Here is an 18415-nt window from a genome sequence, read left to right on the forward strand (position 1 = left end):
CCGCTCTGCAACCCACGGAGGCCATCGTGCCAGTCATTTCCGACCCCTACAGCTTCAACGAGGAGGACCTCTACGTCGACCTGCGGTCGATCTTCGGGCAGCCGCTGTTCCTGAAGTGCGAAGGCTTCAACTTCGCCGGCTCTATCAAGCTGAAGCCGGCCACGGAGATGGTCGAGGCCGCAGCGCGGGCAGGGGTCATGACGCCCGATTCGGTCCTGGTGGAGTCCTCGTCGGGCAACATGGGCGTGGCCCTGAGCGTGGTAGCGGCCAGCAAGGGCTACCGGTTCCTGTGTGTCACGGACTCGCGCTGCAACCTGTCGACCCGGTTGTTGATGGGGGCGCTCGGCGCCCAGGTCCACGTCGTCACCGAGCCCAGCCCGCACGGTGGTTTCCTCGGCGCGCGTCTCGACTACGTCCGTAGGCAATGCGCACGCGACGAACGGTATGTGTGGCTGAGCCAGTACACCAACGCCAACAACTGGAAGGCTCACTACCGCAGGACGGCGCCGGCGATCGCACGCTGGTTCCCCCGGCTTGACGTTCTGTTCGTCGGGGCGGGCACCACCGGAACGCTCATGGGATGTGCCCGCTGGTTCAGGCACTGGCACCGCCGCGTACGGATCGTTGCGGTCGACACCGTCGGCTCGGTGACCTTCGGCGGAGCACCTGGACGCCGGATGCTCCCCGGACTCGGCATGAGCATGCGACCGCCGCTGCTCGACACGTCGTACGTCGATGAGGCGATACAGGTAGAAGAGGCCGACACCGTCCGGGCCTGCCATCGCCTGGCCAGGCACGGCTTTCTCTTCGGCGGCTCGACGGGCACCGTGGTCAGCGGGGCGATCGACTGGCTGACCCGATGTGACACGCCGTCCCCCACCGCGGTGGCCATCGCCCCGGACCTCGGTGAGCGCTATCTCGAGACCGTCTACCAAGCCAACTGGATCCAGGATCTCTACGGCGACGATGTCCTGACCGACGACGTGGAGCCCCATGCTGATTCCCGAGAGACCCGCTCAGCACCCTCGGCGTGGTCGCCGGGCAGGCGGCCGCAGATACCGCGTTCGTAACGTACGGTAACCACGCGATGGCGACGAGCAGCCGGCGCCCGCCGCCGTGGGCAAAGGACCCGGCCACATGTGGATCGGCGCCGCCGACGGTCTGCGGATCAGCCAGACCGCGCTTCGACGTACGACGCCAGGTTGGCCAGCGACGAGGCGATCCCGGCCTCGTGGACGGCTTGGTCGATGCCGGGTGGCACGTCCGTGGCGGTGACGGTCACCTCGGTCCCGTCACCGGCGGCAGTGAGGTGCCAGGTCATCGTCATGGTGCCCGCGTACAACGGGTCGTCAGCCTCGAACACCGCCCGCTGCACCAGGCGCTCCGGTGGCACCAGGGCGGCAAACCTGACGTCTACGACGTCCGTCGTACTTGACGTCTTGCCGGGGCTGTCGGCGGGGTCGAGGTAGGTGAGGACCATCCGGAACCCGCCACCAGGCCGGGGGTCCCACTTCTCGACTCGGCCTCGCATGCCGTCCGGCGGCAGCCAGGCTTCGAGGGACTCCCGGTCGAGGAGGGCGCCGTAGACGGTCGCCGGTGGTGCCCCGATCACCCGGCTGGCGCGGTCTGTCCTGCCCATAAGCCGATTCTAGAACTGAGGTCCCCGATGGGGGTCCTCATCGACCAACTCGCCGGAGAGCTACGTGTCATGACCAGCGCGGCTTCGTCCGCCTCGGCACCGTCACCGCTGCCCACCCTGGTCATCTGGCTCCGCACCTGATCGGCACGACCGAGCGACCGGACATCAACCCACGGCCCTCTCCACCGGCCCGGCGTCGGTCAGCACGGTCCTACCGCGTTTACCGTTGCGTGAGTCGCCGCCGTTCCTGCCGGCCCGATTCCGCGACTCGGAGTTACACCGAACGATTTACCGCCCCGACACGGAGGGCCGATGGTGACGGTCAGCGGGATGTGGGTGGGGGCGGTCCGCTGGGACGGGCCGAGAGGTCCGGCAGGTGCAGGTGGCGCGGGGCAGTGCGTTCGATGACCAGGACAGCGGCGTCGTCGGAGAGTTGCTCGCCGGTGTGCGCGAGCAGGTCGCGGTGGATGTGGTGCAGCAGGGCGTCGGGGCCCGAGGTGGGGAAGGCAGCGACCCGTTCGGCGAGTGGGTAGAAGTCTCCGTTCGGTGAGCGGGCTTCGATCACGCCGTCGGTGTAGAGCAACAGCATGTCACCGGGTTCGAAGGTGAACCGATCGGGGCGGTCGCTTCGTACGCACAGGGCGCACAGGCCCAGTGGTGGCCCGGGGCGGCGGGAGTTCAGAACGGTGATCTGGCCACCGTGGACCAGCAGGGGCGGCGGATGACCGCAGTTGATCACCTCAGCCTGCGCGTCCTGGTCATGGATGTCGAGGACGATGGCGGTGATGAAGTGCTCGCCGGGGTCGTGCGCGGTATCGGCAACCTCCTCCAGGTTCCGGCAGACGCTGTCCTCGACGGCCTTGACGAGCTCGGGCAAGGTGGCGTACCGGTGAGCGCCCTCACGGAACGCGCCGAGCACCACCGATGCCTCACCGATGGAGGCCAGGCCATGGCCCCGGACATCGCCGATGAGCACCCGGGTGCAGGCGTGCGCGGCGCGGGCGACCGCCAACAGGTCGCCCCCGATCTGGGCCTCGTCCTGGGCGGCCAGATACAGCCAGGCCACCCGCAACGGTCCGACCCGGCGAGGTGGAGGCCGTAGCAGGACCCGCTGTGCCGTCTCGGCCACCGACCGCACCCGGCTCAGCTCCCGGGTGCGCCGCTCCCGCGCGTAGCAGATGAAGACCACGAGAGCTGACAGCACGGCCAAGGCGATGAGCTGCGCCACGTGGTTGGTCGTGGTCAGCCCGCCGTGGAATATGGAGATGATGACCAGGGCTGCCTGCGCCAGAGCCCCGATCAGAGCGGTCAGCCGGGGGCCGTGGAAGGAGGCGGTCAGGGTCGGCGCGATGACCAGCAACGGGCCCAGGTGAACACTGGTTCCGATGCCGATGTCCGTCAGAGTGATGGCCACGATCAGTGTGAGCGCGATCACCAGCGGTCCGCGCCCCGCACGCCGCTCCAGGCGGTCCCCTGATATGCGCAGTACGCCCATATTCCCCGTTTGCCCCTTTCGCGGCGGTATATGCGCAGGGGGTCGTCCGCCCCGGGACACGGGTGCAGTCCCACTCTGCTGCCAGTGATCGAACTGGGCAGCGATGATCCGGGCTCGTCGACGTCCCAGGTGCTCGTACGACAGGCGACTGGACTCATCGGCGGCGGCGACCGGCCTCACCGGCGGCCGCGCTCTGGACGGCGGGGTCGACCTTGTGAGCGACGCGTCCCGTTCTCCTGTCGCCCCCGATGCTCGGCGCCGGGACTCCGTCCTCCTCTCCGCACTCCGGGGCGGTCGTAGGCCGGACCCGCGTCGGCAGCCCGGGACGCCCGCCCCCCGCCTGTAGTGGGGAGGGGTCGGGCCGGCATCCGCTCGATGAGGTCGGCAGCGAGCTGCTGGCCGAGGATCTCGGCATCGCCCCCTCGGCCGAGCTGCGTGATCTCAACTCCTCGATCCTGGCCGAGAGCGGCCGGGTCCGGACCGCCGCCACTCCCCTTCCGGCGCCCGCGACGCCCCGTGCCCGGCGCGGTCACCGGGCCCGCCACCTCGACCGGATCCGGGGCCCGAGGAGGAGCTCCCGCGCTCCGGCGTACACCCGCAGTGGCCCGAGAGTCTCGACCCGCAGCCGACCGTTCTCCGTCACCGTCCGTCCTCCCGAGGAGTACGGTGTTCCGACTCATCCCCCGGCCGAACCCGCCAGGGCGTTCTGTCGTCCCGGCCCGAGGATCCGGTGCTGCCGCTCCGCTTCCCGCATCCCCGTCCCCCGGCCCCGTCCCCTTGGTCCCCGGTTCGCACTCGGTCCGTTCGGGCATCGCGGGCCCGGTTGCTGTGCGTAACAGAGCCATACCGCCCCACGCGTACATGGAGGCCGCCCGTAATCGACCTCAACGGCCCCGATGTCTGCCCGTTTTGAGCCCCCCGAGGCCGCAGATTATGTCCCGAACAGGGCCGATCCGGACCGCGCCCGAATGCCCGAGTGCCCTCTTTCAGCGCCCGTTTCCACTCGGCCCCCTCAGCTTGCCCTGGACGGCTTGCCTCTCAGACGTCGCCCGATTCGAAAAACGAACGTTTCCACTCAGAATGATCGTTCGTATCTAGCTTAGGATCGCTCAAGCCCGTAGGTTCGAGGGCAGTGCGCACCCTCAAGCCACAGCCAACTACCGTCACTCCCTGGGAGCTTGACACGTGAGTGAGCCTTACTCTCCGCTACACCGAACCCTGGCCCGCATCGAGGAACTGCGGGAGTTATGCGACCTCGACCGTGACGATGTCCTCGACATGGCTCGCCTGTCCTACCAAACCGGCATCCCCGAGGACGGTGTGCGCGCCCTGCTCGCCGGTGAGGAACTGAGCGACCAAGACGCGGAGGCACGGGTGCGGCACCGCGTGACGTTCCTCTACGAATCCCGCAAGAGCAGACAAGGCGCCTCTTTCGATATCCGCGAGATCGCCGCCGGCATCGGCGCCACCACCGCATGGACCCGCAAACTCGTGGCAGGGGAGGCCAAGCCCAGCATCGTCACCGGTCACGATCTCGCCAAGTTCTACGGTGTGCCGGCCGGCTTTCTCACGGACTCACCGGCCGACGCCCTGAACCGGGAACTCCAGCAGGTCCTCTTCGATCTGGAGATACGGGCCGATCCCGAGAAGAAACTGAAGGACCTCGGTGTAGCGCATATCGCCGGCAGAACCTCGGAGTGGAGCAGGGACCAACTGGTGGAGGTCACCAAGATGGTCGCGAGCATTGCCAAGGACCTCCAGCGCGTCGCCAGCACCGTGGCCCGGATGGAACAGGAGGAGACCCGGTGAGGTCCGCCATGCGGTCGGTGGGCAAAGCGCAGCGCAAGCTGATGTCCGAGCTCAGCACGGCAGTCACCCAGCAGATCGATGTTCCCGCCGAGCCGAGGACCATCTTCGAGGCTTTGTGCGCAGCCATGAGCCACCGCCGGGGCCGACCGGTCGTACTGCATATCCGAGAGTTCCCCAAAGAGATCGCCAACAGCACCACCGGTCTGTGGCTCGACCTGGGTGAACAGGATGTGGTGGTTGTCGAGGAGAGTCTCGCCCCGGATCACCAGCTCGTCGTCCTGGGGCACGAGCTGTGGCACATGCACGCCGGGCACTGCGGACACGAACTCGGCGGCGCGGCGGTGGCCGCCCGGGCGGCGCTGGCGGCTGAGGTCGACTGGCCGGAAGTGGCCCGCCGTGTCGCGGCCCGCAGCCACTCGCAGCAAGAAGAGGAGGTCGCCGCCGAGACGTTCGGCCTGCTCCTGGGCAGTAAAATGCGCACCTGGCTGGTCGAAGCCGCCGACATCGGCGTCCGGCGCCTGGACGACGTAGCGCGCCGCATCAATGCGTCGCTGGGGTATCCCGGGCCGCAGGTCTGATCATTGTGAACATACGCGACATCACCTACAACCCGTACAGCGTCACAGCGGTCGTCCTGGTCGTCTCGCTCGCCTACAAGCTGCCGGCCGTCATCCGGGCAGGACGCAATCCCCTGCTGCGCCAGGTGGGCGGATTGCTCCTGGCTGCATGCGGTGTCTTCATCTTCGCCGCGCCGCCCACCATCGCCGTGGTCAACCGCATCACGGGAGTCACGAACTTCTCGGCGCCCTGGGTCTACAGCCTGCTCACCGGCTTCTGCGCCTCGTGTCTGCTGCTGATCATCAAATGGCGTGGCGGGCCACCGGAGAACATCCGCCGCGCGAAATACTGGGTCTACGGCAGCTATGGAACCCTCCTCGTCGTCCTGTGGATCCTCTTCGCGTTGGGCGACCACCACGTCGAGCGGCTGCGCGACCTGGACACCTACTACGCCACCACCCCGTACATGCGCGAGATGATCGTGCTGTACCTCCTCGGGCACACCGTGGCCGTACTGATCACCTCCGCGCTTCTGTGGAGCTGGGAAAGCCGCGTAAGGGGAACCGGCTGGCTCCACAAGGGCGTCGTACTCCTCGGCGTCGGCTACGCCATGAACCTGATCTACGACGTGGCCAAGCTGACGCCCGTGGTCGCCAGGTGGACCGGCCGCGACGACCTGGACTGGATGAGTACCGACCTGGCCCCGCCCATCGCCGCCCTGGTCGGCCTGCTCATCGCTCTGGGCTTCATCCTGCCCCACGTCGGGGAGCGCCTGTCCCACCGCTTGACCACCCACCGGGAGTACTGGGCTCTGGGCCCGCTGGCCCGCGCGCTGCACTCGGTCCCTGCCGCATCCGCGCCTGTGGCTCTCGGCCGGTTTGCCCCGCTCAAGCTGCGCCTGACTCTGCGGCAGACCTTCATCCGTGACGCGCTACGGCAGGCGGCTCCCTTCATGGACGCCGCCCTGCGCGAACAGGTGAGAGAACATCACCTCGCCGCCGGCAGCCAACCTGCCACGGCCGAGGCCGTGGCAGATGCCATCACCATCACAGCCGCTGTCTCGCATATGCGCGCCGCCGGCCGACGGCCCCCCGAGCAGCCGCTGCGGCTGCCGACCGAGAGCATGCAGGATCTCGTGTCGATCTCCCGCGCGCTACGCCGAAGCCACAGCGTGCAGCGGGCTCACTGGACCGCGACCACCCAAGAAGAAAGCGTGAGGTCATGAGCGCGAGCACCACGGAACCCACCCCCGGAAGTCCCGGACGCGCGATCGTCATCGGCGCGAGCCTGACGGGGATGCTCGCCGCGCAGGCACTCGCCGACGAAGCGGACGTCGTCATCATCGAACGGGACACCTTGCCCGACGGTCCCACATCACGAAAGGGCCTGCCCCAGGCGCACCACGCTCACCTGCTCTGGTCCGGCGGCGCGAACGCCATCGAAACCCTCCTTCCGGGCACCGCCAAGGCCCTCGCCGCGCACGGCGCACGCCGAATCCCCCTGACCACCGGGATGGTCGGCTACAGCCCACAGGGGTGGTTCCGGCGCTGGAACGAGAGTCACCACGTGATCGGCTGCAGTCGTGACCTTCTGGACTGGGTCATCCGCGACCAGGTGCTGATGGGCGTCCGCAACCGCGTCACTGTCATGCAGCAAACGGAAGTACTGGGCCTGGAAGGCGACGCCTCCGCCGTCACAGGCGTCCGTATCCGCCGAGACGACGGACAAGAGCAGACCCTCCTCGCGGACATGGTCGTCGACGCCGGCGGCAGGGCCTCCCGCACCCCTGCGTGGCTGCGTGACCTCGGTGTTCAGGCACCAGCTGTCCGTGAAGTCGACTCCGGGCTCGTGTATGCCAGCCGGATCTACCGCGCGCCCGAGAAGACGCACCGCATGGCGTGGCCCATCATCAGCGTTCAGGCCACCGTCCGCGGAGGCGGCCCTGGTCAGTCCGGCGTCATCCTGCCCATCGAAGACGGCCGCTGGCTCGTCACGCTCTCCGGCACCAGAGGCGGCGAACCCACCAGCAGCAAGGACGACTTCCTGCCCTTCGCCCTTCAGCTCCGCCACCCCATCGTCGGCGAGGTCATCGAGAAGCTCACCCCCCTCACCGATGTCAAGGTCACGCGCATGACGGTGAATCGCAGACGATTCTACGAAAAGGTCGCCATGCCGGACAGGCTCGTCGTGGTCGGGGACGCCGTCGCCGCGTACAACCCGATCTACGGCCATGGCATGTCCGTCGCCGCGCTGAGCGCCGTCACGCTGAAGAATGTCGTACGCCGGCACGGCTGGGCCACACCAGGACTCGCCCGACACATCCAGAAAGGCATCACGCGTCACATCAACACGGCCTGGACCTTCGCAGCCGGGTCGGACGTCTTCTATCCCGGCGCCACCCAAGACGGGCCCACGCTGGGGGAACGCATCGCCGCCCGCTTCGTGGACCGGCTCATCTACACAGCCACCGGCTCCGGTCGCGTCGCCCGCGATGTCACCGACGTCATGACCCTCGAAGCAGGCCCGCACACCCTCGTCCGGCCCAGCACCCTCGTAGCGGCCATCTGCGGCCCGCTCAAGCCGCAACTGGCTCATCCGCCGCTCACCGATGAAGAACGGCAGGCGATCACCATCGCCTGACCTGTGGGCAGCGCACCCCGTGGGCCCCGAACGAGTGACGTGAGGGGCCCTCCCGTACACAGCCCCACACCAAGCGACCGGGGTGCCACCGACGCACCGGCCCGCCGGCTTGTCCCTCGCGGAGACGGACCGGCGCAGCTTCCTCCGAATCCGCCGGGCCTGACGATGTTCCGACCGACGCGCGGTCCACAGACTTGGACCTGATCATCGTCTAGCACTCCTGGAGCCGGCGGACTTCGCCCGTGCCCAGGGCGATCACGGCCCGGGGCTGCATGGGCCCCTCGCCGCGCCGGGAGAGGAGGACCACCTCCTCGACCACCGCCGACAGCGCGCCGAGCCGGACGGCACACTCGGCGGCCAGGCGCTTCGGATCCTGGGTGCGGCCGAGGGACAGATGCGGGGTGAAGCGGCCGCCGCGCCCACGGCAGAGCGGGAACCGCATCCCAAGCTCCTGGTGGAGACGGGCCCAAGGCGCCGGCCCCGCCGCGGCGGGATCGAGCCACACCGTCGCGTAGTGCCGGTGCCGGAAATACCGCACTCCGGCCAGGTGCGCCGTGAACGCCGTGGTCTCGGCCGCCCCTGCGGAAAGCAGCGGCACGGCTCGGGTGAATTCCGCCTCCGGCACAAAGCCGAACAGCAGATTCACATGCGGCGGCCACCTCCGTACCTGCGGATCGTGTTCCCAGCGGATGTCCTGAATCACCGGACAGAGCTCACGCGGCGGAAGCCACGCCACCGCCGTCCGGGCCGTCGGCGCCACCTCAAGCGCATCCACCGGCTCGGCCCCGCCGAAATCCGGATTCCCGTCCACATGGTCATGGTCTCAAATGGGCCCGGAACCCGTTCGGAGCCTCGGTGACGACCGGTTCGGCGAACGGTCGGATTCGCAGGAGCGCCCGCATCGGGTCTGCCGGGCAGCAGCGGTCCGGCGTCTGGCCGGTGTCATCCGGCCCACCGGCCGCCCGGACCGGGGTCCCCGGTATCTGGCGTACGGCCGGCCCGGCGCGGCGGCCGCAGGACTTCGTCCTGGGCACGTACTGGGCCTCCTACCGGGGCCTGGCCGACATGGTGGGCGTACTCGCCAGAGCCTACGGGACGCCTGACGATGCCCGGCGCCCGGGCGTTCACGCAGCCCAGCGTTCCCGGCTCGTCGACTCCCCCCGGGGTCGGCACGGCTCAGGTCAGCGGATGAGGTGGACGGTGACGCGTGGCAGCCGACGCCAGGGGCGCGTAGCACAAGGCAGCGGCCAGGCCGGCGACCGCTTACGGGCGAAGACGTTCGATGTGGCGCACGGGATTCTCCTGGTGAGAGTCAGGGCGCGGCCAAGTGACCTTGTGTCACGTGGTGCCGCTTCCAGGTCAGCATCCGGTGGGCAGCGCGCCCCAGCTACTCCAGGGGGGCATCCAGGTGACGAGGTGTCCCGCTTTCTGACAGCGGGGTGGCCCGGGCCCTGAAAGCCGCCGCCCCCGCCGGGCGCCGGACCCCGTCGGCACCCGGTACTGCTGGTCGCCCTCATGTGAGCCGACAGCGCCGACGAGTGGCACCGCATCCGGCCGCACTACGGCAACGTTCAGCCATCGGCCCTCCCATCAAGGTTCCGCCATCTTCCGACGAAGAGCGGCACCGAGAGCAGGAGCAGGGCCCCTTCGACGGCCAGGCTGGCCAGCCCGAGCGGTTCGGTCCAATTGCCGATGTCGTCGCCGTAGTCGGGCAGTCCCGGCCCCCTGGAGAGGATGTAGCCCAGCAAGGGGCCTGCGGCGACCCCGATCGCCAGCAGCCATCCCAGCCGGACGAGGCCGATGAGGAGCAGCACGGCGGTGACCACGGCCGCGATCTCCAGGACGTGGTAGGCAATGCCGATGTAGTAGGGGGCCCTTGTGGCGGTGACACCGCCTTGGTCGATGACATGGATGGCAGCCACCGCGAGGGACAGCACAGCTCCCGCCCACCTGGCCGGCCACGTGGTCCCCCGCGCTGCCGCGGCGTGGTGTGACATGCGGACGTATCACTCCCTTCCTTCAGCAGCGCATCGCTGTGGCGCCACGCTCCCATCCATGCGCTTGGCTCCCGAACAGACGGCGCACCCGGTGTCAGATCCCAGCATCAACGGACGGCTGCTTGCTGTCCTCCCCAACGGTGCAGAGGTGTGACGCGGAGCGCTCGGTTCAGGTACCCCGCCCCGAGCGGGCACGGCGATGGTCAAGAGTGTGTCATGTGATGTCAGCGGCTGAGAGGACGGGAGATGCACGACGTAATAAGGGAGCAAGTTGATGCAACCACCAACGAAGGGCTTCTCCTTGATCCCGCGACGCATCGTCCCCAGCCTCGTCGTAGGGCTCGCCTCCGCGCTCCTGCTGGGGGCGTGCGGCTCCTCGAACGGCACGAGCCCGGGCAGCGCTGCCCCGGCCGCGTCGGCCGCGTCCGATCCCGCGACCTCCGCACCGGCTACCTCCGCACCGGCTACCTCGGCACCGACCGACAGCGGCGACTCCGTAAGCGGGCACATGGCCACCACCACCATGGTGATGGCCAAGGCGATGAAGGGCATCGGCACCGTGGTCACCGACGGTAAGGGGATGCCCCTCTACCGCTACGACAAGGACCAGGCGAGTCCCTCGAAGTGGACGTGCTCCGGTGCATGCACAAAGACGTGGATGCCTGTCATCGTGCAGGACTCCGTGCAGACTTCGGGTGTTGAGAGGAGCCTTCTCGGTACGGTCCACCGGAACGGCATGAAGCAGCTCACCCTCGCCGGCTGGCCGCTGTACCGCTACATGGGCGACACAAAGGCCGGGCAGGCGAACGGCCAGGGAATAGACAGGGAGTGGTACGCCGTCACCCCGTCCGGACAGAAGTCCGCTATGACGGGCTGACGCCCACAGCCTGATCTCCACGGGGGCCGGCCGCTCGTCGTGGAGCGGACCGCTGGCCCGCTCGCCGAGACGGTACTTCGTTGTCGTCTCGACCAGGCGCTCCCACGACTCGCACGCAGGCAGGCGCGCCGGCAGCGCGGGCCCGGATGTCCTCTGCGCGCGAGCGGAGGTGATTCGACGGTCCCGCTCGCGCCGTGCGTGTCCCGGCCTGGCATAGGGGCAGCACGCTACAGCTTCCGGCTCCGCAACTGTTCGGCGACGTCCCGCACGCTGACGCGGGTATCGCGGATCTCGCGGACGATTGAGACAGGACGATCTACCCAGGTCTCGTCACAAGAGCAAAACCGCAGATTGATCACGACTCGATGCTCGCCGTAGCAAGACGATGCGTTGGGAGGCCCAGCACGACCGCGACGCCCTCGAGGAACGCTGGCTGCGCATCACCCGCCGCGCTTCCCGCCGGAGGGGCCAGCCCGCCTCCCAAGAAGCCGCACGGGACTGACCGTCCTCAAGGACAGCGTCATGTCCTCGGCCCGCACCTGCCCAAACCGCGACATCTGCACCGATCCTCCCACCGGAGAACCAGCCGAGACTACGTCCTCGCGATCTCCTGCCGGAGCTGATGGGTGAAGCGGCGCAGGAGATCCTCCGTTTCCCTGTGCTCGGCCCTTCGATCGTCCCTGCCCTCGCTGGGCCGGGAACTCCAGACCCGACGCGCGAGAGCGGCGGCGAGATCGACGGTGTCGTCGGCGCACAGCAGGTAGAGGGCTGACCGGGCTTCCTGCATCCGGCCCGCCAACTCGTTAGCCCCGGCGCCATCGTCACTCAGCTGTGTTTCCCGAAGGTAGTCGATGAGCTGGACCACGGCTGCGTTGAAGCCGATCCCGGCTTTCAACTTCTGTTCGCGCAGCCACATGCGGTCCTGCCGGCGCGCAGTGAACCAAGAACCGAACACGGCCCCTATAAGGCCGAGACAGGCCCCGATGGCCACGGACACGATGTTCTCCACGTCAGCTCCCCCCGACACACAGCCAAGAGCAGGCTACAGAAGCCATCGAGGGCCCGACTCGATGGACGAGCCGAACGAAACGACCTAGCTCGCTCAACGACGGCCGGCCGCATCGGCCGAGGGCTCCGTTCGACTCTGAGCCGTGCGAACTCAGCGGGGGACTTCGAAAACAGGTACTGGGTCACGTCGAGGTTCGTCAAGACGAGCAGTGCGCGCTGGTTCGCAGATGAGCGCTCCCCCGACAGGTCGTCGGCACGGGCCGGCTACGCCAGGAGGCATGTTCGGCGCGCGGGAGCGGTGGTTGCGCCATACGTGGGTGACAGGCGACACCATGGCTCGATCCGCGCCCGGCGGTCTCAGCAGTTCGCGCTATAGCGGATGCATCCGGGTTGCGGGCTGTGGCTGTGGTCCCACTCGTGCTGCGCGGCCGTCAGCGATCCACCTGCCAGGAGGGCCACCAGCAGATGTGCGATCACCGTCCAACGGGCTCGGAAGATGGCCGCGAGGACTGCCAGGATGAGAACGGCGATCAGCAGCATCCGCAGCCGCCCCATGTGTGCGAGGCTGGCCGCGTCGATCTGTGCTTGTTCGCCTTGCGCTGCCCATACCTCCAGGCCGTAGCCGTATATCCAGTCCAGCACGAGCCAGGCGGTCTCCAACAGGAACAGCGGGATCGCCAGGGCGAGGTCCACGCCCGGGCGTGTTCGGTGCGACCAGGGGCGCCGGCGTTCCGGGGCGGGAAGGGTCTCGGTCATGAGTGCAGGATGCCGCGGCTGGTGCTGACGCGCATGAGTACCCGTACCCAACTCTGCTCCGGTGGAGCGGCCAGGGCCTGTCCGGCGGATCTTGTGACCGTTCGTGGGTTGGCTCGTTGGCATGGTCATGGGGCGGAGAGATCTCACGAATGAGGAGTGGGCCCGACTGAAGCCGCATTTGCCCGAGTCCGGGCCGGCGTGGAGGTCGTTGGGTCCGTCATCGCAGGATCATCAACGGGATCCTGTATCGACAGCGCACTGGGGTTCCCCGGCGGGATCCACCGGTGCGTTTCGGTCCGTGGAAGACCGTCTACGAGCGGCACCGGCGGTGCTCGGCGGACGGCACGTGGGACAAGATCTTCGCGGCCGTGCCGGCCGACGCTGATGCCGAGGGCCGTATCGACTGGTCGATGGTGAGCGTGGACTCCACGTTCTGCCGGAGTCATCAGCATGCGGCGGGAGCGCGCAGGAGACCTCCGCGGGTGCCGGGAAACCTGGGCGGCGATAAGGCGTATTCCTCCCGGTGTAACCGCCGCTGCCTGCGACGTCGCCAGATCAAGCACACCCTTACCGAGCCCCGAGATCACCGGGCCCACCAAGAAGGACGCGACAGCAGGGGCGGACGGCCCGACGGCTTCGACAAGACGATCCACGAACGCAGGAACGAAGTGGAGCGGACGATCAACGCGTCGAAGAACTTCCGGGCCGTGGCCACACGCTTCGAGAAACGCGCCTACGTCTTCCACGGGACCGCCACCCTCGCCTCGATCCGGCTCTGGCTCCGCCCGTGATCAGCCGGTCAGGCCCTGGGCCCGACCGGCGAGGGGACGCCTTCACGTCTCGGCGCGGCGGAACTTACGGTTTGTGGGTTACCCAGAGCAGTTCCGCCGGCCATCGGTGTGCCCAGTCGGGTGGGTCGGTTTCGTTGTAGCCGTTGAGTGTTCCGAGTTCGGGCCGCGGCTCGATGAGGTCGTCGATGATGAGACCCGCGCCGCGCAGGACCTTGACCCAGTCGCCGTAGGTGAGCTGATAGCTGGTCGCGCCGTCGCCCTCGGCGATGGTGTTCAGCCCGAAGTAGTCCTGCTGCAGCATCGTGGTCACGCGGCCGGCGGCTTCGTCGTAGCAAGCTTCGAACCATGGGCTGGCGACGTTGAACACCAGGCGCCCGCCTCGGCCCAAGACCCGTGCGGCCTGCGGGACGGCCAGGTGCGGGGGCGCCCAGCTGAGCCCACCGAAGTCGCAGAACACCAGGTCGAAGCTATCGGCGGCGAAGGGGAGTTGTTCGGCGGCGCCTTGCACCAGCGGGTAGCGGGCCGCTCCCATCGTGCGGGCCGCTGCGGCGAGTTGGGCTTCGGACAGATCGAGCCCGACCACGGTGGCGCCCTCGGCGGCGAGCGCCCTGGACCACTGGCCGGCGCCGCAGCCGAGTTCGAGGACGCGCTTGCCGGTGACGTCGCCCAGGGCGTGCAGGTGCGCGTCGGGGATGGAGTACATGCCCCACAGCCGGGGTGTGGCGCCGATTTGCGGGTCGTGCTCGTGCTGGTAGGCGCTGCTGATCTGGTTCCAGAGCCGCCGGTTGGCGGGGATGCTGTCCACGTGCCGACTCCAGCATTGCCTGCCGGGGGCGGTCAACACGATTAGGGCACTGGCCGGCCCTCGCCTCGGTCCGGCCCTGGCTCGGCCCATGATCCGCCGGACGAGCCCTGGGTGATGGCAGACGCGCTCGCAGACTCCTGGGCCTTGGCGCCTCCGGGAGGCCGGTCAGACCCGGTCCAGGGCCCGGTGCGGACCGCTGGGGAGTTCCACTTCGATCGTGTCGCCAGGGCGCACCACGCCACCTTCCCTCACGATGCTCATGATTCCGGCTTTGCGCACGATGTTCCCCGCCTCGTCGCGGCCGACGACCTGCTTCAGCAGCCCGCCCTGGAAGTTGTCGATCTGCAGGCAGGGGTTGCGGAGGCCGGTGACTTCCAGGACCGCGGAGTCACCGATGCGCAGCAAGGTGCCGACCGGCATACCGAGCAGATCGATGCCGCGCGTGGTGATGTTCTCGCCGAGTTCGCCGGGCGCCACCTTGAAGCCTTCTTCGCCGACCTCGACGAAGAGCTCTTCATGAATGAGGTGGACTTGGCGCAGGTTCGGCCGGGTGGGATCCTGTGCGACGCGCGAGCGGTGCTTGACCGTCACACCGGCGTGCACGTCCCCCTCCACACCGAGGCCGGCGAGCAGTCTGATGCTGTCACGGTTCGGCTTGGTGAACGAGTACTCGTTGTTACTGCTGACCGCCGTCACTCGCCCGCTCATGCCTCGGAACCCCCTCGTCAGTGGTCAATGGTCAGCCAGGAGCCTAACTCTCGCGCCTCAGGGCGCAACAGTCACGATCAGTAGGGCCGTTACTCGGGCGCGCACGCGACGTCCGGTGGTCTTGCCTTCGTTCAACTCTGCGACGGCGCAGCGCAGGCGTGGAGCCGCCGGATCGAAGGGCAGTGTCTCCGGCCTCGCCCGGCAAGAGGCACCGGCGGGCTGACCATGCCCTGGGCCGTCCGCTCCGCGCCCCTGGATCCACCCGGGGCAGTGCTAGCCGGGCACGGGAAGCCGTGCGGGGACGGTGTTGCTCACCTGCTGAAAGATGACCGAGGTGCGGAAGCCGGTGATTTCACCGCGCTTGCTGAGCCGGTCCGTGAGGAAGGCGTGCAGATGGTCGAGGTCCTGTACGGCGACGTGAAGCAGGAAGTCATCGCCTCCGGAGAGGACGAAGGTGTGCAGGACTTCGGGGCAGACCACTGGCGAAGCCCTTGAAAGCGTCGATAATGTCGCGACTGAGGGGGCGCACCTGAACAGAGACGAGCGCCTGCACGCCGCGGTTGAGGGCAGCGGGGTCGATGTCGGCGTGGTAGCCGCGAATGACGCCCCGGCGGTGGAGCGCCCGGACCCGCTCCAGGCAGGTCGAGGGCGCGATGCCGAGCTGCCGGGCGAGTTCGCGGTTGGACTGCCGTGCATCTGTCTGGAGGAGCCGGACAATCGCCGAATCAAGTTCGTCCATGGTCGACGACCGTACCCGAATATCAGCCATGCGTTCGGTCGGGTGAGCGGCGAAGGAGACGTTTGCGCAGCATGGCGTCATCGAATCGGATGAATGAAGGGCGGAGGTCCCATGCTCGATCACGAGCAGGTCGCCATCCACACTGGTCGGCGCTCCCGTCTGCCGGTGATCGTGGCCGTGCACTCCACGGCACTCGGTCCGGCGGCCGGCGGCCTCCGGCTCTGGCACTACGCCGACTGGCGGGACGGTCTCACCGACGCCCTTCGCCTGTCTGCCGCGATGACCTCGAAGTTCGCCGTGGCCGGGCTGTCCAACGGCGGCGGGAAGGCCGTCGTAGCGCTGCCTCAAGGGATGGAACTCGGTGCCGGCCGGCGGCACGACGTCCTGTGTGACGCGGCCGAGGTCATCGCATCGCTGGACGGTGCATACGCCACCGGACCGGATGTCGGGACCGGACCCGCCGACATGGCGGTCATCGGGAAATCCACCCCCCACGTGTTCTGCAAGCCGACGGAACTGGGGGGAAGCGGCGACTCGTCCCCGCACACCGCGCAGGGAACGCTCGCTGCCCTACGGGCCGTCAGCCGACGGCTGTACGGCACCACCAGCCTGGACGGCCGCACTCTCGCCGTGATCGGCCTGGGCCGCGTGGGCGCCGGCCTCGCCCGCCTTCTCGCCGCAGAGGGAGCCGCCCTGACGGTGACCGACATCGACCCCGGCAAGCGGAAGGTCAGCGAGGAACTCGGCGCTGTCTGGCAGTCACCCGAGGAGATCACCGCCGCGGACGTGGACATCGTGGTCCCCGCGGCACTCGGCTCCGTCCTGACCCGGCAGACCGTGGCGGAGCTGCGCTGCCGTGCCGTGGTCGGACCGGCGAACAACCAGCTCGCCACGCCGGATGTCGCTGATCTGCTGCACCAGCGCGACATCCTCTGGGTACCGGACTTCGTCGCCGGCGCAGGCGGCGTCATCCACGCCATCAGCACCGAACTCCACCACATCGGTGCGGACGACGCCCGTGCACGGGTCGATGCCATCGAGGACACCGTCGACAACCTGCTGGACACCGCGCAGCGCCGTGGCCAGACCCCGGCGCAGGCGGCGAGCGAACTGGCCCGGCGACGCCTACGTGCCGCCGCCGGCCCCACCGGCTCACCCACGACCCCGTTGCGCTTCCGGGCAGCGGAACCCTGTGACGCCGAGAACATGGCACTGCTGCACGCCGACAACTGGCGTCGGCACTACCGCGGTGCGTACTCCGACGCGTTCCTGGACGGGGATGTCGTAGCCGACCGGCGGTCCGTCTGGTCCTTGCGCCTCTCCGACCCGAGCGGCAGTGCGACGGTCGTGGCCGAGGACGACACCGAACTCGCGGGATTCGTCCACGTCGTCTTCGACGAGGACGGCCACTGGGGCAGCCTCATCGACAACCTGCACCTCGTCGAGCACCGCCAACGCATGGGCCTCGGCACCGCGCTGCTCTCCCGTGCCGCGCAGGCCGTTGCCGAACGCGCGAGTGGCAGCGCCCTCTATCTGTGGGTGCTCGAACAGAACACAGCGGCCCAGGAGTTCTACCGGGCCCTGGGCGGAACCTGCGTCGAAAGAGCGCCGGTGTCGCCCCCGGCGGTGTACCGTCCCGGCTCGCCGGTTCCCCTGCCAAGCTCCGCTTCACCTGGCCCGACGCCTCGCTGCTCGCGCAGAGCGAGGGACGGCGAGGCGTACCGACAACCCGGAGGAGCACGCCATGACCCCCGCCGCGGGTAGCGCCGTCGACCACTACGACCGGCTGCTGGCCGAGCACTACACCTGGATGCTGGGCGGCGACGTCCACGAGGTCGCGGACCGGCAGGCCGCGCTGCTCGCGGAACTCGGCCTGTCGGGAACCGTGGACGGCGGGCCGGCCATCGACCTGGGCTGCGGCTCCGGCGCGCAGACGCTGGCCCTGGTACGCCTCGGTTTCTCCTCGGTGATCGCCGTGGACACCAGCCGCCGCCTCCTCGACGAGCTCGCCACGTACGCCCAGGACACCGCCGCCGTCCGGCCGGTGCACGCCGACATCCGCACCGTACTGCCCGAGGCGGCCGAGCCGGGTACGGTCGCGGCCGTCATCTGCATGGGGGACACGCTCCCCCACCTCCCGTCCAAGGCGGACGTCCCCGTGCTGCTCGGCCACATCAACCGTGCCCTCGCCTCGGGCGGCCACCTCGCCGTCACCTACCGCGACCTCACAGTGGAGCTGCGCGGCACCGACCGCTTCATTCCGGTACGCAGCAGCGAGGACCGGCTGCTCACCTGCTTCCTGGAATACCGTGACGAGGACACGGTGATCGTCCACGACCTGTTCCACACCCGCACGAACGGCTCATGGCAGCAGCAGGCCGGCAGCTACCCCAAGCTGCGGATCGCGTCCTCGTGGCTGGTCGAACAGTGCCGAGCGGCGGGACTGGACGTCCGCCACGACGCCGAAGACACAAGGGGGCCTGCGGATCCTGCACGCTTTGACGTGCTCCCTGGCCTAAAGTCCAGGGATTCCGGCCTGGGTCATCTGACCCTTCCGGGGGCTTCCTGCTTCAACGCGCTGTGCGGGCAGGTG

General features: G+C 68.7%; 16 protein-coding genes and 2 pseudogenes. 9 read left to right on the forward strand and 9 right to left on the reverse strand.

From position 1 onward, the window contains the following. The first annotated feature begins 26 nt into the window (after nt 1-26). A complete protein-coding gene (gene sbnA / locus ACIP94_RS34165) occupies nt 27-1070 on the forward strand; it encodes a 2,3-diaminopropionate biosynthesis protein SbnA (RefSeq protein ID WP_402434549.1) in 1044 nt (347 codons plus the stop codon). A gap of 98 nt (nt 1071-1168) precedes the next feature. Here sbnA and ACIP94_RS34170 read toward each other — a convergent pair whose 3' ends face one another. Both ACIP94_RS34170 and ACIP94_RS34175 read right to left on the reverse strand, forming a co-directional pair. Continuing rightward, complete coding sequence (locus ACIP94_RS34170) at nt 1169-1639, reverse strand: SRPBCC family protein (RefSeq protein WP_402434552.1); 471 nt, start codon at nt 1637-1639, stop codon at nt 1169-1171. Between the two features lie 322 nt (nt 1640-1961). Continuing rightward, nucleotides 1962-3134, reverse strand: a complete 1173-nt coding sequence (locus ACIP94_RS34175) for a PP2C family protein-serine/threonine phosphatase (RefSeq protein WP_402434555.1) — start codon at nt 3132-3134, stop codon at nt 1962-1964. Between the two features lie 1185 nt (nt 3135-4319). Here ACIP94_RS34175 and ACIP94_RS34180 point away from each other — a divergent pair. From ACIP94_RS34180 to ACIP94_RS34195, 4 genes are read left to right on the forward strand one after another with little or no spacing between them, the layout of a single operon-like run. After that, nucleotides 4320-4943, forward strand: coding sequence for a hypothetical protein (locus tag ACIP94_RS34180; RefSeq protein WP_402434558.1), 624 nt, complete (start codon nt 4320-4322; stop codon nt 4941-4943). Nucleotides 4944-4951: 8 nt separating this feature from the next. Further along, nucleotides 4952-5521, forward strand: coding sequence for a toxin-antitoxin system, toxin component (locus ACIP94_RS34185; protein WP_402434561.1), 570 nt, complete (start codon nt 4952-4954; stop codon nt 5519-5521). A 5-nt stretch (nt 5522-5526) separates the two neighbouring features. After that, on the forward strand, nt 5527-6726 hold the full coding sequence (locus ACIP94_RS34190; RefSeq protein WP_402434564.1) for a DUF6545 domain-containing protein: 1200 nt from the start codon (nt 5527-5529) through the stop codon (nt 6724-6726). Further along, nucleotides 6723-8141 carry an NAD(P)/FAD-dependent oxidoreductase gene (locus ACIP94_RS34195; RefSeq protein ID WP_402434567.1) on the forward strand — a complete coding sequence of 473 codons (1419 nt, stop codon included), beginning with the start codon at nt 6723-6725 and terminating at the stop codon, nt 8139-8141. Before ACIP94_RS34190 ends, ACIP94_RS34195 begins: the two co-directional genes overlap by 4 nt. Nucleotides 8142-8352: 211 nt before the next feature. On the opposite strand, the gene ACIP94_RS34200 is transcribed toward ACIP94_RS34195, so the two are convergent. Both ACIP94_RS34200 and ACIP94_RS34205 read right to left on the reverse strand, forming a co-directional pair. Beyond that, complete coding sequence (locus tag ACIP94_RS34200) at nt 8353-8952, reverse strand: 2'-5' RNA ligase family protein (RefSeq protein ID WP_402434570.1); 600 nt, start codon at nt 8950-8952, stop codon at nt 8353-8355. A gap of 760 nt (nt 8953-9712) precedes the next feature. After that, nucleotides 9713-10078: a hypothetical protein gene (locus tag ACIP94_RS34205; RefSeq protein ID WP_402434572.1), complete on the reverse strand. Its 366-nt coding sequence runs from the start codon at nt 10076-10078 to the stop codon at nt 9713-9715. Nucleotides 10079-10412: 334 nt separating this feature from the next. Between ACIP94_RS34205 and ACIP94_RS34210 the strand changes: the two genes are divergently transcribed. Then, on the forward strand, nt 10413-11015 hold the full coding sequence (locus ACIP94_RS34210; RefSeq protein WP_402434575.1) for a hypothetical protein: 603 nt from the start codon (nt 10413-10415) through the stop codon (nt 11013-11015). Between the two features lie 592 nt (nt 11016-11607). Here the strand turns inward: ACIP94_RS34210 and ACIP94_RS34215 are convergent. Both ACIP94_RS34215 and ACIP94_RS34220 read right to left on the reverse strand, forming a co-directional pair. Continuing rightward, the gene (locus ACIP94_RS34215; protein ID WP_402434582.1) at nt 11608-12024 is read right to left on the reverse strand and encodes a hypothetical protein; all 417 of its coding nucleotides are present in this window, start codon (nt 12022-12024) and stop codon (nt 11608-11610) included. A 356-nt stretch (nt 12025-12380) separates the two neighbouring features. After that, nucleotides 12381-12779, reverse strand: coding sequence for a DUF6234 family protein (locus tag ACIP94_RS34220; RefSeq protein WP_402434585.1), 399 nt, complete (start codon nt 12777-12779; stop codon nt 12381-12383). Nucleotides 12780-12906: 127 nt separating this feature from the next. On the opposite strand from ACIP94_RS34220, the pseudogene ACIP94_RS34225 reads away from it, so the two are divergent. Beyond that, nucleotides 12907-13570 (forward strand): annotated as a pseudogene (locus ACIP94_RS34225) (IS5 family transposase). A gap of 64 nt (nt 13571-13634) precedes the next feature. Here ACIP94_RS34225 and ACIP94_RS34230 read toward each other — a convergent pair. From ACIP94_RS34230 to ACIP94_RS34240, 3 genes and pseudogenes are all read right to left on the reverse strand, one after another. Beyond that, nucleotides 13635-14375: a class I SAM-dependent methyltransferase gene (locus ACIP94_RS34230; protein ID WP_402434588.1), complete on the reverse strand. Its 741-nt coding sequence runs from the start codon at nt 14373-14375 to the stop codon at nt 13635-13637. Between the two features lie 165 nt (nt 14376-14540). Then, nucleotides 14541-15083 (reverse strand): MOSC domain-containing protein, encoded by a 543-nt coding sequence (locus ACIP94_RS34235; RefSeq protein WP_402434591.1) that lies wholly within the window; start codon nt 15081-15083, stop codon nt 14541-14543. Between the two features lie 273 nt (nt 15084-15356). After that, nucleotides 15357-15822, reverse strand: a pseudogene (locus tag ACIP94_RS34240) (Lrp/AsnC family transcriptional regulator). 111 nt (nt 15823-15933) lie between these two features. On the opposite strand from ACIP94_RS34240, the gene ACIP94_RS34245 reads away from it, so the two are divergent. Next, entirely contained in the window at nt 15934-17586 is a 1653-nt protein-coding gene (locus ACIP94_RS34245; protein WP_402434594.1) for a GNAT family N-acetyltransferase, read from the forward strand. Then, nucleotides 17567-18415 (forward strand): class I SAM-dependent methyltransferase (locus ACIP94_RS34250; protein WP_402434597.1); only part of this gene is annotated, 849 nt, incomplete at its 3' end. The genes ACIP94_RS34245 and ACIP94_RS34250, both read left to right, overlap by 20 nt.

This window comes from Streptomyces sp. NPDC093261 (assembly GCF_044753645.1).
Lineage (GTDB): Bacteria > Actinomycetota > Actinomycetes > Streptomycetales > Streptomycetaceae > Streptomyces.